This is a genomic window from Natronosalvus vescus (genome assembly GCF_023973145.1).
Lineage (GTDB): Archaea > Halobacteriota > Halobacteria > Halobacteriales > Natrialbaceae > Natronosalvus > Natronosalvus vescus.
Window position 1 is genome coordinate 1,614,351 of the sequence record NZ_CP099546.1, and the last position, 12,887, is coordinate 1,627,237.

Consider the following 12,887-nt stretch of genomic DNA (forward strand, 5'->3'; position numbering starts at 1 on the left):
TTACAGGCTGTCGGTCGTATCACGACCACATGAAGAGGCTGTCGGCGGTTAGACGACGGAGTCGGACAGTGGTACGCGAACAGCGCACGCTGCTCAAGGAACGTGGGTTTCTTACGTATCTTCGCTCGCGGCCACGCGCCCTCCTCGGATCGTTCGGCCAGCTCCTGTTGGCGATGGATTCGCGCCGAATGGAGCCAACGGAGGTGCACGAGAAGTGGGCCGGTCGGTCGGGCGTCTACTCCCCGGAATTCTACGCCGATATGGGGGCGACCGGCGGAACCAGTTCGATCCGTTCCGTACTCGACGCTCGCGTCGACCACGACGCCGAAATTCTCGAGCTTGGTTGCGGTGGGGGTCGCCATCTGGCTCACCTCCGCGAGCACGGCTATACGAACCTCTCGGGGATCGACATCAACGAGGATGCCGTCGACGTGATGGAGGAACGCTACCCTGAACTCGCCACCGACGGCACGTTCTATCTGGACGCACTGGAGAACGTATTACCGACGTTCGAGGACGACCAGTTCGACGTCGTCTTCTCCGTCGAAACGCTCCAGCACATCCACCCCGAGAACGAGTGGGTGTTCGAGGAAATCGCCCGGATTACGGATGACCTCCTGTTGACGATGGAGAACGAACCCGACGACGATCAGTTGATGACGACCAAACAGGTCGAGGACTTTCCGCTGTACTTCAGGCGATGGAGACCGATTTTCACCGATCTCGGCCTCACACACGTCACCTCGACCGAGAACCAAATCGACACCCTCCGGGTGTTTCATCAGTCCGAGGCGGAGGCTGCACCGCCGAAAACTGACTAACTGCACCCGTGACGCCTGGAGGGGTAAAATCTCGAGCGGGTACGGGGCGGCTCATTTCAGGAGTAACGGGTTACTCACTCGAGTGTCATCGTCGGTGGCAACCGGACACGAACTACCGTGGATCAAAACAGGAGCGTGAGCACTGCGAGCGACAGGGTACTCATCACCACGAACGCGAGCAACACTGCGAGTGCGGGGGTGACCCCAGCTCGTCGCAGCTCTTGGAATTGGATTTCGGTACCGAGACCGACGAACGCGATGACGAACAGCCAATTGTAGGCGTTCTCGATCGAGGCCTGCTGGCTCGCCGAGAACACGCCAGCGCTCGCGACGAGAACGAGTGCGAGAAAGCCGAGGACGAACTTCGGGAATTCGTCCCAGAGGGTTCGGAGCGAGGGTCGTCCACCGGAACCCGACTCCGTTCGTGCGTAATAACTCGCGTAGGCGAGCACGACGACGCCGATCAACGCGTTTCTGGCCAGTTTGGTCATCGTCGCCCACTGGCCGGCGACCTCCGAATGGGCGAAGCCGACCGCGACGACCGGCCCGGTCGAGAACATACTGACGCCGGCCCAGATACCGAAGACGACGTCGGACAGGCCAAGGATGCTCCCGACGATCGGATAGACGACGATAGTCACCGCGTCGAACAACAACACCGTCGCCGCCGCGTAGGCGATCTGTTCCTCTCGTGCGCGGATCGCCCCGGCCACCGCAACCACGGCCGAGACGCCACAGATGCCGGCTCCGGCTGCCAGAAGCGATCCGAATCGTTCGGTCAGCCCGAACACGTTCCGAGCGAGTAATTCGACGATGGTGACGGTGAGGGCGGTGACGAGGACGACGACGAGCAAGACGAGTCCACCTACCTCGAGAATCGTTCCGAGCGTCAGGGACGCGCCCATGAGGACGATTCCAGCGCCGAGCCAGAGGCCGTGAGTCGCAATACCTGCCTGGAGCCGGTTCGGAACGCCAACGGTGTTCGCCAACACGAACCCGATCGCGATCGCCACGAGGAGGTGATTGATCCCGGTCGCGAGCCCGAGTGCTCGCGCGAGCATCGCGCCAATGGTGAGGGCGAGCAACCCCGGAAGGAAACGACTGGCAGCCATGTGGGTGCTACCAGGGAACCTGTATCTCGAGGAGGATAGTCGCGGCAACGACCGACGTGGCGACGGCGACGCTCTGCCAGTCTTGTTCGAGTCGCTGCCAGTACGAGAGGAACCTTCCCTTCGGCCACCCCGATCGGTCGCTCGACATTCGTTCGGTGGGTTCAGAGCAGCGTATATACGCCTGTCGATAGCGTCCGAGATAGCGGAATTTGTTGCCGGTAGCTGGGAGTTGAGGGGTGATTCGGGGCACATCAAACGATGGTGGAACGGGGTGTCACTCGAGGGTGGGTGCAGACGGCACATCACCTGGACTCGTATGGACGGTATCACTTTGAACTCGTGAGGACTGTGGCTCTCGGAGGTCGAAATCCAAATTGACTGAGGACGTTCGCGGCTCGCATCGGATGGACGTTCGTGGCAGCTATCAGAAGAGTCCTCAACGCGTCGACGGCGTCGACAGGCCAATTACCGTCGAAAACGAGGCCACTCGAGACCGCGTTAGCGGATCGACTCCAGCAACAGCTTCTGTTCCATCCGCTTTACCTCGTGCTGGACGTCGCGGACGGCGTCGATGTTCGCCGAAATTGAGCTCACCCCTTTGTTGACGAGGAACTGCACCATCTCCGGTTTCGAGCCCGCCTGGCCACAGATACTCGTGTCGACGTCGTGCTCGCGGCAGGTTTCGATCACGTCGCCGATTAACTGCAACACTGCCGGGTGGAGTTCGTCGAATCGGTCGGCGACGTTCCCGTTGTTGCGGTCGACGGCGAGGGTGTACTGCGTGAGATCGTTCGTCCCGAAGGAGGCGAAGTCGATACCGGCTTCGGCCATCCCTTCGACCGACAGCGCCGAGGCGGGAGTTTCGATCATCACGCCCCACTTGCGTTTGTCGGGGTTGATCCCGGCCTCCTTCATGAGTTCCTTGGCCCGGTAGACGTCCTCGGCGTCGTTGACCAATGGGAACATGATCTCGACGTTGTCGTAGCCCATGTCGTACAGCCGGCGGAACGCCTCGAGTTCGTAGGCGAAGACCTCGGGTCGGTCGAGGCTCCGGCGGATGCCCCGGTAGCCGAGCATCGGATTGTGCTCGACGGGTTCGCCCTCACCGCCCTCGAGTTCGCGGAACTCGTCGGTCGGCGCGTCGAGCGTTCGCACGCGCACTGGTCGTGGATAGAACTCGTCGGCGACAGCCCGGATGCCTTCGATCAGTTCGCCGACGTAGGCGTTCTCGCTGTTGTCCTCGATGTAGCGAGCCGGGGTCTTTCCGAGCGAGAGGATCATGTGCTCAATCCGAAGAAGGCCGACGCCGTCGGCACCGGTGGCTGCCGCCCGGTTGGCCGCTTCGGGAATCGAGACGTTTACTTTGACCTCAGTTGCCGTCATCGGTTTGACGGGCGACTGCGGGCGCACCTCGTCCAGCGGTTCGCGTTCGTCTTCACTGTCGGTGCTCCCCTCGAGAATCGTCCCTTTGTCGCCGTCGAGCGTGACGAGTTGGCCGTCCTCCAGGACGGAGGTCGCGTTCTGGGTACCGACGACGGCGGGCACGCCGAGTTCGCGGGAGACGATGGCGGCGTGGCTGGTCATGCCACCTTCGTCGGTGACGATGCCGGCGGCGCGTTTCATCGCCGGAACCATATCGGGCGTGGTCATCTCGGTGACGATGATGTCGCCGGTGGCCACCTTGTCGAGTTCGTCGAGCTTGCGGATGATCCGGACGGCACCGCTGGCCGACCCGGGACTCGAGCCGAGTCCGTCGACGAGTACCTCGCCTGTCCCGCTCGTCTGGGCACCATTCGAGGCGTCGTCACGAGTCTTGACGCCGCTTCCATCGGTTGCGCTTGCCCCGGTCTCGGTTTCGGTATCGGCACCCTCGAGGTCGAACCCGCCCTCGATCGTCGTGATCGGGCGGGACTGGAGCATATAGATGTCGTCCCCAACCATCGCCCATTCGACGTCCTGTGGGCTGTCGTAGTGGTCTTCGACCTGTTCGCCGAGGTCGACCAGACTGGCGACGGCGTCCGCCGACAGCACTCGTTCGTTTCGCCGCTCGTCAGGTACCGGCCGTTCGACAGTGTCACCGGTCTCCTCGTCTCTGACGTGCATCACCTTCTTGTCGGCGACGGTGGCGTCGATCGAGCCGTCCTCGCGAGTGACCACGTAGTTGTCCGGGGAGACCGCTCCGGAGACGACGGCCTCGCCGAGACCCCAGGCGGCCTCGATGATCATCGTCGGCTCGCCCGTCGAGGGGTGGCTCGTGAACATGACGCCCGAGCGTTCGGCGTCGACCATCTGCTGGACGACGACGGCGATGTTGACGACGGAGTGGTCGAATCCCTGCTCCTGCCGGTAGTAGATGGCCCGCTGGGTGAACAGCGAGGCCCAACATTGACGAACCCGGTCGAGCAAGTCGTCCTCCGTGATGTTCAGGAACGTCTCCTGTTGCCCCGCAAAGGAGGCGTCCGGGAGGTCTTCGGCCGTCGCGGAGGATCGAACGGCGACGAACGCCTCCTCGTCACCGCCGACTTCCCGATAGGCCTGGAGGATCTCCTCGCGGAGGTCGTCGGGGAACGGCGTTTCGAGGATTTGCGCCTGGGCCTGGTCGGCCGCTGACGCGAGAGCTTTCGAGTCCTCGACGTCGACGTCGACGACCTCGAACAGCTCCTCGTCGATGCCGGCGTCCTCGATGAAAGTTCGATAGGTGCCGGCGGTCACCACGAACCCTGGTGGAACGGGCAGCCCTGCACCCGTCAGTTCCCCCAGGGAGGCTCCTTTACCGCCGACGGTCTCGAGGTCGTCGGCGCTGATCTCGTCCAGCCAGAGTACTGCCATCTGTGTGTGCGTGGACACCGTTTCCGATTAAGAAGGTTGCGAACAATACTGACAATTTCCAACTCGAATGTGAATAACTTTCTCGACTGTGGGATGGTGTTGGCGCACGTTCGATGCCGGCTGACAGATCCGCACAGACCGTCTAATCGACCCTCGGGTCACCGCCCGTGGTATCGACACGACTCGATTCAATCTCGAGTTGAACGGCCGTAATACGACTTTACCGGCCGGTCAGAGGCTGTTAACGACTGTATACTAAGGGTGTGGGTCGGTGTCCGTGAAGGCATGGAATGCGATAACTGCACAGTCGACAATTCCGTCGCGTATACGCTCACGACCTACGTGGAAGAAGGGAGAGCCGATACGGTCGATCTCCACTTCTGTTCCTCGCAGTGTCTTCGCGCTTGGACGTGAGGTTCGCGTCGACGTCGCGTGGCGAGTATCGTGGTCGACTCACGACGCTCACCACTCACTCGAGCAGCGACTCGACGTATCTGGTGACGTGATCGTCCATCCGACGTTTGTAGCCGGCCTGACGCGCCAATCGGTCGAGTTCGCGGGCGACGAGACTCCCGTACTGGACGGCCTTTTTCTCTCGCATGGCGACCGAGTCGGGGAGATACTGACTCGCCACGATCCGAAGCGCTCGTTTCCGTCGGTGTTCGTCGGCAAGCAGTGCCTCGGGTAACTGGAGGGCCGCCTCGACGACCTCGTCGTGGAGGAAGGGAGCGACAGACTCGATGCCGCTCGCCTCGATCGCCAGGATGTCGCGAGGCAACTGCGTCGGAAGGGTCTGAATCTGTTCGAGAACCGCACCGCGGACGGTGTCGGCCTCGACGCGGTGGTCGAGGTGAACCACCTTCTCATAGCCGCCGAACAGTTCGTCGGCCCCCTGACCGACGGCCATCGCGTCGAACCCGTCGGCCGCGATGCGTTCGGCGACCAGATACAGCGGGAGGGCGATCTGGACGTCCATCGCGTTCGTCCGACCGATCGCTCGCGCAACCGTCGGCGTCGCTTCCTCGAGATCGGACGGCTCGAGGTCGACGACGGTCAGATCACGCCCCATCGCCTCGGCGGCGGTTCGAGCCGCGTCGACGTCGTGGCTACCAGGGAAGCCGACGACGTACAGCGGCGCATCGAGAAGGTCGGCGACGAGCGCGGAATCGACCCCTCCCGAGAACGCCACGGCGATGTCGGCATCCTCGTTGGTCACGGCGTCGGCAGCGGCCGTAATCGCCTCGTCGACTCGCTCGATAGCGTCGTCGGGATCGGTTCGAAGGGTCTCGACACCAACTTCCCCATCATCACTGTCTTCCGCGTGTGCAGGAAGCGTCCAAACGGTCTCCGGGGGAGCACCGCTCCGCTGTCTGGAACCGGCGGGGAAAAGAACGGGCTTTTCGAGGGCGCTCGGAGTGTAGGCGGTTCCAGCCGGCTCGAGCGGCGTCGTTCCCTCGAGCATCGCTCGCTCGACGAACAGTGGCACCCGCCCCAGGACGTCACGAACGAGCGCGTCCTCGAGCCAGCCGGCGTACCCGAATGTTCCAGGCAACGGATTGCGGGTCTCGAGGGTAGCGTGAACGATCTCCGGTGAGGCTCCCCGAAGACCGCCATCGGTCACGTCCGTCATCGAAAGAGCTGATAGACGCCGCTGATCATCCGTCGTTTGACGCCGCCCGCGGCCTGTCGAAAGCTGATGTGCCAGGGCGTTCGCTTCCCTTCGATCGTCGTTCCCCCGGTTTTGATCGCCGACAGGATCGCGTCGCTCGAGCGCTCCTCGGCGTCGACACGGGTGACCGCCTGACCGACCATTTCGCTGATGTGGGCGTCGCTGCCGGCGGTCATGGGGAGGCCTCGCGACTCCGCGAACCGTTCGGCCTGCCGGTTCGCGCGGCCAGTGATGAGCCGGGAGTTGTACACCTCGATGGCGTCTGCCTTGGCCAGTTGCTTGCGCGAGATGCGTGCCATCACGCCGTGTCGGGACTCCTGGAACGGATGGGGGACGACGGCGATACCGCCTTGCTCGCGGATCGCCTCGAGCGTCTCCTCGTAGGAGAGCCCTGGCGGCACTGCTTCGGTGACGCCGAGACCCAGTACGTGGCCGGCCTTGCTGGAGATCTCGATTCCCGGAATCCCGACGAGGCCGTACTCGGTGGCACGCTCTGCGGCCTCGAGGCTCGCGTCGATCTCGTCGTGGTCAGTGATCGCGATGGCATCGAGACCAACGGCTGCGGCCTGTTCTAAGATGAGTTCGATTGGATCACGGCCGTCGTACGACAGCGACGAGTGCACGTGGAGTTCGACCGACAACACGATTCTCTGCCTTGTACTCGTGCGGGATTGGACAAAAACACCTCGATCCGAACGGCCGCAATCCGATATGGGCGGCGGGCACTCGAGGCACCCCCATTCAGGGTGTCGGCTCGAGGCGACGAGCGGGAAATGAGGGTACCTGAACCGACAACCGATTGGAGGGAGAAAGGGTGATCACAGCGCGAGAGAAGGGGAGCTACAGTTCCAGCGTGTACACGCACTCTTCGTGTTTTTCGTCACCGAGTTCGACGGTTCCCGTCCCGGTCTGTTCGAATCCCAGATCCTCGTAAAAGCGACGGCCGCGCTCGTTCGAGGCCAGGTCGATCGCTCGCATGCGCTTCATATTGACGTCCTCAAGCGTCGCACGCAGGCGTTCGTGCAGCGCGGTTCCGATTCCCTCGCGCTGGTGGTCAGGGTGGACGTTCATTCGGAGGACATCCCCCTCGTCCCCCTGAATCACTCCATGGGTGAAGCCGACGATCTCGCCGTCTCGCTCGGCGACGATCACCGCGGTTCCGGGTTCCTCGAGCATTCGGCTGAACGTCTCGTCGTCGTACCAGTCGTCGACGGTCGAGTCGATAGTCTCTGACGAGAGTTCGTCGTACGTCTCGTGCCAGGTGTCCCTCGCGACCTCGCGGATCGCCTCCCGATCCTCCTGCGTCGCGGGCCGAAGTTCTGTGTCGTGTGGTGCCATACCACATCAACTTCGTCGAGGAACAAATTCGTTCGCTCACTTCGGCTCTTCGAGTCAGTTCCCCGCCCAACCGCTTAGGGGGTAATCGAGTTGCCCACCGTCAACCGCTTTGGAATACTCGAGTCTCACTCCACCGCTCAGCGCTTCGGCGGCCGATCCCCCACTACAGCGTCGACTGCGGGACTTACTCGAGGGTAACCCACTCCCCGCGGTCGTCACTTTCTTCGATCGCTGCGAGCAGGCGCTGGGCGGCGAGCCCGTCCTCGAAGTTCGGCGCGAAGTCGTCGCCCGTTTCGACTGCGTTGAGGAACTCGTAGTTTTCGTGGACGAACGTGTGCTCCCAGCCGATGACGTGTCCCGGCGGCCACCAGTGGTCGACGTAGGGGTCGTCCTCGTCGGTCACGAGAATCGTCTCGTAGCCGCGGTTCTCGTCACGGAGCACCTCGAGTTCGTTCAGTCGCTCGAGGGAGAACCTGAGACTCCCGTCGGAGCCGTGGATCTCGATCGTGTGGTCGTTCTTGTGGCCACTCGCGAACCGCGAGGCCTCGAAGGTGCCGACGGCACCGTTTTCGAACTCGGCCTGGGCGGTGTAGGCGTCGTCGACGGTAACGGGTCGCGTCTCGTCGTCACCCTCCACGGGTCGCTCTTCGACGAACGTCTGGAGGTGCCCGCTAATGCGTTCGATCTCGCCGGCGAGGTCGTCGTCGCCGACGAGGAATCGAACCAGATCGATCGTGTGTGATCCAAGGTCACCGAGCGCACCCGAGCCAGCTAACTCGGCGTCGTTACGCCACGACCACGGCGCTTCGGGATCGACCAGCCAGTCCTGGAGATATCGACCGCGCACGTGGTGGATCTCGCCTAACTCGCCCGCCTCGAGCAGGTTCTTCGCGTAGCGGATCGCCGGGACGAACCGGTAGTTGAACGCACAACCGGCCGGAACGCCGGCGCCTGCCGCCGCTTCAGCCATTTCCTCGGCCGTCTCGAGCGTCGGTGCGAGGGGTTTCTCACAGAAGACCGGCGTGCCGGCCTCGAGGGCGGCGATCGACGGCTCGGCGTGGACGTGGTTCGGCCCGAGGTTGTAGAAGACGTCGACCTCGTCGACGACGTCCGCCCAGTCGGTCGCCGTCGACTCGAACCCCAGTTGATCGGCGGCGGACTCGAGGGCTTCCTCGTTTCGGCCGACGAGTACGCTGCGTTCGACGTCGGGCGCATCCGGGAAAAACATCGGGAGGCGTGCGAGCGCGTTGGCGTGCGCTTTGCCCATGAATCGGTACCCAAGGACGCCAATGGAGAGGGTCATACGGACATCTTCATTCGCGGCGTAGTTATTGTTTTGCGCTTCGTCAATGATCGCGGACGGGGTGACTCTGTAGTCACTGGTACCCAGATCAGTAACTTCAGAAAGTGAAGTTTTAACAATGAACGCGTCGATATGGGTCTGATACTACGCGTTACGCAGCTCCAGAAGCTTCTCACGACCCGGCGCGATCAACTCGTCGAGGTAGCTCGCGAGCGTTCCCTTCGCGTCGGCCGGGTGGAGTTCGCCGGACTCGAGATCGGTCGCCAGCGCCTCGAAGGTCTCGTACGTGAGGTCGCCACCGTACTTTTCGGGTCGCTCGACCAGCACCGTCTCGAAGCGCGGGAAGACGTGGTACTCGAACAGTTCGAGGACGGGGTTCTCGAGGTCGCCCTCCGGCTCGCGGGTCGGGGGACAGAACGCCGAGTTGACCTTCTCTTCCAGGTCGTCGCTCGAGTCCTCCATCGAGATAGTGATCCCCTCGCTCGAGGACATCTTCCCCTCGCCGGTGGTGAGGTCGGCGACGATGGGCGTGTGGAGACACGGACGGGCGTCGTATCCCAGCCCCGGGAGTTCCTCGCGCATCAGCATGTGCACCTTGCGCTGATCCATCCCGCCGACGGCGAGGTCGAGATCCAGGTACTCGATGTCGAGCGCCTGCATGAGCGGGTAGACGACGTGGCTCACCTTCGCCGTCTCGCCGCTCTGGAGTTCGGCCATCGCCCGCTGGGCACGCTTGAGCGTCGTCGACAGCTCGAGTTCGTGGAGGTCGAGCACGTAGTCGTCCTCGAGCTGGTACTCGGAGCCGTAGACGAACTCCGTCCGGGACTCCTCGAGGCCGTAGGCGAGGAACTGGGCGCGCATCTGCTCGGCAGTCTCGCGAATTTCCTCGAACGTGCCCTTCCCGTTGAGGTAGGCGTGGACGTCGGCGAGGAGGACGACGACCTCCATGCCAGCGTCCTGGAGGTCGATGAGCTTGTTCGCCGTCAGCAGGTGCCCGAGGTGGAGCACGCCGGAGGGCTCGTATCCCACGTAGACGCGCTTTCCCTCGGGATCGGCGGCCAGTTCGCGTACCTCCTCGTCGGTAACGACCTCGTCGACGTTCCGCGTCATCAGCTCGTAGGTATCCATACGTGGACGGTGCCGGAGCAGGAATTTATGTGTTTGTGAACGTCGTCACCACGCCCACGGTGTCCTAAAAGGGCTTCAGAACCGACTCGAGGCGGTCTCGGGCACTACCAGCGAGATAGCCCGTCGCGGCACCGACGCCCGCCCCGACGGCACCGGTGACTGGGCCGCCGACGCCGCCGACGGAGCCGCCGAGTTCGGCTCCCTTCGCCGCGCCGCGGGACGCGTGTTTCGATCGCAGACAGGGTGGTCGCAGATCAGGTCGTGGCATGGTTCGAGAGTGTGTGCCTCGAGTGATAGTAGTACTGGTCGCTGGTACAGGTGCAGGTACAAGTACTGGGATTGGTGCTGGTACGGGTACTGGTTGCTGATGCTGGTACGGGTACTGGTCGCTGGTACTGGTGTTGGCACTCGACGCTGATACCGGTCGCTGCCGTTCACTTCCCAACCACTCTGAGCCCAATCCCGAGGAGCAGACAGATCGCGCCGAGAGCCATACCGATTGGTGGAATTGGGACGATCAAAAACACGATTCCGGCGAGGATCACGATCGTCGAGAGGCGAACCATACTGAGTTTTCGAGGGCGACACGGGTAATGATTGGTGCAGGCATATCCGCGCCCACTGCCTCATCGATGCCTGGCTGGTCTGCGTTCACAGCCTCACTCGAGTCTGGTCGATCAGTCGGCGTTCGTCGCCGACGTGGCCGACTCGAGCGGTTCCGAGCGCCAGTAGCCCTGAACGTACGCGCCGATGAACATTCCGGCGATCCCCCAGAGGATGGCGTAGTTCCCGATACCGAGGCTGGCGTAGGCCGCGCCGGGACAGATCCCGGACAGTCCCCAGCCAACGCCGAAGATGCCGCCGCCGATGACGACGTTCTTGTCGAGCGATTTGAGGCGGCGTTCGTAGGGAGAGCCGGTAAACGGAGCCCGCCCGAGCACTCGCGGTGCGCCGAAAATCGCGAGTCCGGAGACGATAGCGGCACCGAACATCACGAACAACAACCCGAAGTCCTCGAACTGGAGGAAGTTGAGGACGATTTCGGGCTGGGCCATGTGGCTGAAGCCGAGCCCGAACCCGAAGATGAGCCCGCCGACGAACACCACCGGCATGAACAGCGGATGAGCTTCGTGGTCGGCAGCCATTACGGGCTCACCCCCAGCGCCTGGACGAGCTGGGCGATGCCGATGGCGACCAGCAGAAACGTCGCGACCCCGACGAACGACGCGCTCGAGGCCGAGCCGACGCCACAGACGCCGTGGCCGGAGGTACAGCCTTTCCCGACGCGGGTTCCGATGCCGATGAGGATTCCGCCGAGGAACAGCCGCCAGGGCTGTACCTCGGTCACCCAGATCGTGAGTCCGCCGACGTCACGGAGTTCGCCGGTCGTCGCCGTCTGGTGGAGTGAACTCGAGACCAGCCCCGACTGGAAGGTTAGCGCGTAGACGAACGCGCCGGCGACGATCCCAAGCGCGAAGACGACGCGCCAGTCCCTGGAAGCACGATACCGCTGAAATCGTGATCGGTCGGAGACGTACGAGAGCGTCGACTCGAGGAACGTACTCGCGCCGGCGGCGATGCCGGTCGCGAGGTAGATGACGACCACCCCGAGGCCGACGAGCGCTCCGCCGACGGCGTAGTGTTCGATCCCGTTGGGAAACGGATCCGCGGGGAGGAACGCAACCGCCTCTGTGATGAGCATAGTCGTCACAAGGGAGCCACCGGACATCAATGCTTCACCACCGGGGAAAATCGTCCGTACTGTGACGCGGTCTAGAAGTCGACCCGATTGACCCGACGATAAACGGACTCAGTCGGCGATCGTCGATCCGGTCAGCGTCTCGAGTTTCCGGGCCGTGTAGCCGAAGACGTTTCGGTAGCCGTACGGGGACATCAGGACGGGGTAGAACGGTTCGCTCGCGACCTGTTTCTCACCGTCCGCGGCCGCGAATGGGTCACCGCGGTCGACCCGCTCGAAGTTCTCGACGAACACCTCGTAGGTGTCTGCGGACTCCTTTTCGATTCGGCTAACGAGTTCGAACACCGGTAGATCACGGCGAACGGTATCACCAGGTAGTGCATCTACCGCTGTCAGAAACGCCCGCGTCAGTCGATCCGCGTTTTCGGCGGCGGCGTCGGTTCCCTGCAACCCGCACTCGACCTCGATCGTTTCGGCTTCGCTGAACAGCCGCCCCTCGGCGTAGGGGCCGGTCTCGACGATCGACGTCACCGGAAGTTGTGGACAGATCTCCCTGGCGGTCTCGGTGAGGCTGTTGACGATTGCGAACGGTTCTGCATGACTCTGGGTGGAATGCATCGAGAAACCCAGACAGCCCTCGAGTTCGCGGGCGAGGTCGTATGCCAGTCGGCCTTCGTGGGTTTCGGCCTCGGGATGGCCCGGAAACGCCCGGTTGAGATCCTCGTCGACGTACCGAACCTTCCGTTCGAGTGCTTCCTCGTTCGCAATAATGAGCTTCACCGGTCGTTTGACGGCCGGTTGCTCCTCGAGCAACCGTTCTACGGCGCGGACGCCACACGGTTCGTCGCCGTGGACGGCGGCGACGACCGCGATGTCGGGCGTCCCCGACCCGAGCTGTGCAACTCTCATTGGTCGTGCTAAGGATGGTCAGGCTCAAAGGCGATTCGGTTCCTGGCAGCGGCTGTGACCGGTGGTCGTCGATCGCGAC

The 12,887-nt window shown here is 63.1% G+C and carries 15 protein-coding genes; 2 read left to right on the top strand and 13 right to left on the bottom strand.

From position 1 onward, the window contains the following. The first annotated feature begins 68 nt into the window (after positions 1–68). A complete protein-coding gene (locus NGM68_RS07725) occupies positions 69–821 on the top strand; it encodes a class I SAM-dependent methyltransferase (protein WP_311136066.1) in 753 nt (250 codons plus the stop codon). 122 nt (positions 822–943) lie between these two features. On the opposite strand, the gene NGM68_RS07730 is transcribed toward NGM68_RS07725, so the two are convergent. The 3 genes from NGM68_RS07730 to ppsA all read right to left on the bottom strand — a co-directional run bounded on the left by NGM68_RS07730 (position 944) and on the right by ppsA (position 4,762). Continuing rightward, positions 944–1,933 (bottom strand): YeiH family protein, encoded by a 990-nt coding sequence (locus NGM68_RS07730; RefSeq protein WP_252701071.1) that lies wholly within the window; start codon positions 1,931–1,933, stop codon positions 944–946. 7 nt (positions 1,934–1,940) lie between these two features. After that, positions 1,941–2,081 carry a hypothetical protein gene (locus NGM68_RS07735; RefSeq protein ID WP_252701072.1) on the bottom strand — a complete coding sequence of 47 codons (141 nt, stop codon included), beginning with the start codon at positions 2,079–2,081 and terminating at the stop codon, positions 1,941–1,943. 350 nt (positions 2,082–2,431) lie between these two features. Beyond that, the gene (gene ppsA / locus NGM68_RS07740) at positions 2,432–4,762 is read right to left on the bottom strand and encodes a phosphoenolpyruvate synthase (protein WP_252701073.1); all 2,331 of its coding nucleotides are present in this window, start codon (positions 4,760–4,762) and stop codon (positions 2,432–2,434) included. A 285-nt stretch (positions 4,763–5,047) separates the two neighbouring features. Between ppsA and NGM68_RS18335 the strand changes: the two genes are divergently transcribed. Beyond that, on the top strand, positions 5,048–5,176 hold the full coding sequence (locus NGM68_RS18335; protein ID WP_425493604.1) for a DUF7576 family protein: 129 nt from the start codon (positions 5,048–5,050) through the stop codon (positions 5,174–5,176). A gap of 55 nt (positions 5,177–5,231) precedes the next feature. On the opposite strand, the gene NGM68_RS07745 is transcribed toward NGM68_RS18335, so the two are convergent. The 10 genes from NGM68_RS07745 to NGM68_RS07790 all read right to left on the bottom strand — a co-directional run bounded on the left by NGM68_RS07745 (position 5,232) and on the right by NGM68_RS07790 (position 12,808). Continuing rightward, entirely contained in the window at positions 5,232–6,392 is a 1,161-nt protein-coding gene (locus NGM68_RS07745; protein WP_252701074.1) for an asparagine synthase C-terminal domain-containing protein, read from the bottom strand. Further along, complete coding sequence (locus tag NGM68_RS07750) at positions 6,389–7,075, bottom strand: PHP domain-containing protein (RefSeq protein WP_252701075.1); 687 nt, start codon at positions 7,073–7,075, stop codon at positions 6,389–6,391. The genes NGM68_RS07745 and NGM68_RS07750 overlap by 4 nt, the downstream gene beginning before the upstream one ends. Before the next feature lie 196 nt (positions 7,076–7,271). Next, positions 7,272–7,769 carry a GNAT family N-acetyltransferase gene (locus NGM68_RS07755; protein WP_252701076.1) on the bottom strand — a complete coding sequence of 166 codons (498 nt, stop codon included), beginning with the start codon at positions 7,767–7,769 and terminating at the stop codon, positions 7,272–7,274. A gap of 184 nt (positions 7,770–7,953) precedes the next feature. Beyond that, positions 7,954–9,072, bottom strand: a complete 1,119-nt coding sequence (locus NGM68_RS07760; RefSeq protein ID WP_252701077.1) for a Gfo/Idh/MocA family protein — start codon at positions 9,070–9,072, stop codon at positions 7,954–7,956. Positions 9,073–9,216: 144 nt separating this feature from the next. Then, positions 9,217–10,200, bottom strand: coding sequence for a tyrosine--tRNA ligase (locus tag NGM68_RS07765; protein ID WP_252701078.1), 984 nt, complete (start codon positions 10,198–10,200; stop codon positions 9,217–9,219). Positions 10,201–10,264: 64 nt separating this feature from the next. Beyond that, positions 10,265–10,468 carry a hypothetical protein gene (locus tag NGM68_RS07770; RefSeq protein WP_252701079.1) on the bottom strand — a complete coding sequence of 68 codons (204 nt, stop codon included), beginning with the start codon at positions 10,466–10,468 and terminating at the stop codon, positions 10,265–10,267. 166 nt (positions 10,469–10,634) lie between these two features. Beyond that, the gene (locus NGM68_RS07775) at positions 10,635–10,766 is read right to left on the bottom strand and encodes a transporter (protein WP_252701080.1); all 132 of its coding nucleotides are present in this window, start codon (positions 10,764–10,766) and stop codon (positions 10,635–10,637) included. A gap of 111 nt (positions 10,767–10,877) precedes the next feature. After that, a complete protein-coding gene (locus NGM68_RS07780) occupies positions 10,878–11,345 on the bottom strand; it encodes a DUF6691 family protein (protein WP_252701081.1) in 468 nt (155 codons plus the stop codon). Continuing rightward, positions 11,345–11,902, bottom strand: a complete 558-nt coding sequence (locus NGM68_RS07785; RefSeq protein ID WP_252701082.1) for a YeeE/YedE family protein — start codon at positions 11,900–11,902, stop codon at positions 11,345–11,347. Before NGM68_RS07785 ends, NGM68_RS07780 begins: the two co-directional genes overlap by 1 nt. 108 nt (positions 11,903–12,010) lie before the next feature. Further along, the gene (locus NGM68_RS07790; RefSeq protein ID WP_252701083.1) at positions 12,011–12,808 is read right to left on the bottom strand and encodes a M14 family metallopeptidase; all 798 of its coding nucleotides are present in this window, start codon (positions 12,806–12,808) and stop codon (positions 12,011–12,013) included. Positions 12,809–12,887: the final 79 nt, after the last annotated feature.

Coding starts and splice junctions, on each gene's coding strand:
- NGM68_RS07730 (WP_252701071.1), bottom strand. CDS start 1,933: ATGGCTGCCAGTCGTTTCCTTCCGGGGTTGCTCGCCCTCACCATTGGC.
- NGM68_RS07735 (WP_252701072.1), bottom strand. CDS start 2,081: ATGTCGAGCGACCGATCGGGGTGGCCGAAGGGAAGGTTCCTCTCGTAC.
- ppsA (WP_252701073.1), bottom strand. CDS start 4,762: ATGGCAGTACTCTGGCTGGACGAGATCAGCGCCGACGACCTCGAGACC.
- NGM68_RS18335 (WP_425493604.1), top strand. CDS start 5,048: ATGGAATGCGATAACTGCACAGTCGACAATTCCGTCGCGTATACGCTC.
- NGM68_RS07745 (WP_252701074.1), bottom strand. CDS start 6,392: ATGACGGACGTGACCGATGGCGGTCTTCGGGGAGCCTCACCGGAGATC.
- NGM68_RS07755 (WP_252701076.1), bottom strand. CDS start 7,769: ATGGCACCACACGACACAGAACTTCGGCCCGCGACGCAGGAGGATCGG.
- NGM68_RS07760 (WP_252701077.1), bottom strand. CDS start 9,072: ATGACCCTCTCCATTGGCGTCCTTGGGTACCGATTCATGGGCAAAGCG.
- NGM68_RS07765 (WP_252701078.1), bottom strand. CDS start 10,200: ATGGATACCTACGAGCTGATGACGCGGAACGTCGACGAGGTCGTTACC.
- NGM68_RS07770 (WP_252701079.1), bottom strand. CDS start 10,468: ATGCCACGACCTGATCTGCGACCACCCTGTCTGCGATCGAAACACGCG.
- NGM68_RS07775 (WP_252701080.1), bottom strand. CDS start 10,766: ATGGTTCGCCTCTCGACGATCGTGATCCTCGCCGGAATCGTGTTTTTG.
- NGM68_RS07780 (WP_252701081.1), bottom strand. CDS start 11,345: ATGGCTGCCGACCACGAAGCTCATCCGCTGTTCATGCCGGTGGTGTTC.
- NGM68_RS07785 (WP_252701082.1), bottom strand. CDS start 11,902: ATGCTCATCACAGAGGCGGTTGCGTTCCTCCCCGCGGATCCGTTTCCC.
- NGM68_RS07790 (WP_252701083.1), bottom strand. CDS start 12,808: ATGAGAGTTGCACAGCTCGGGTCGGGGACGCCCGACATCGCGGTCGTC.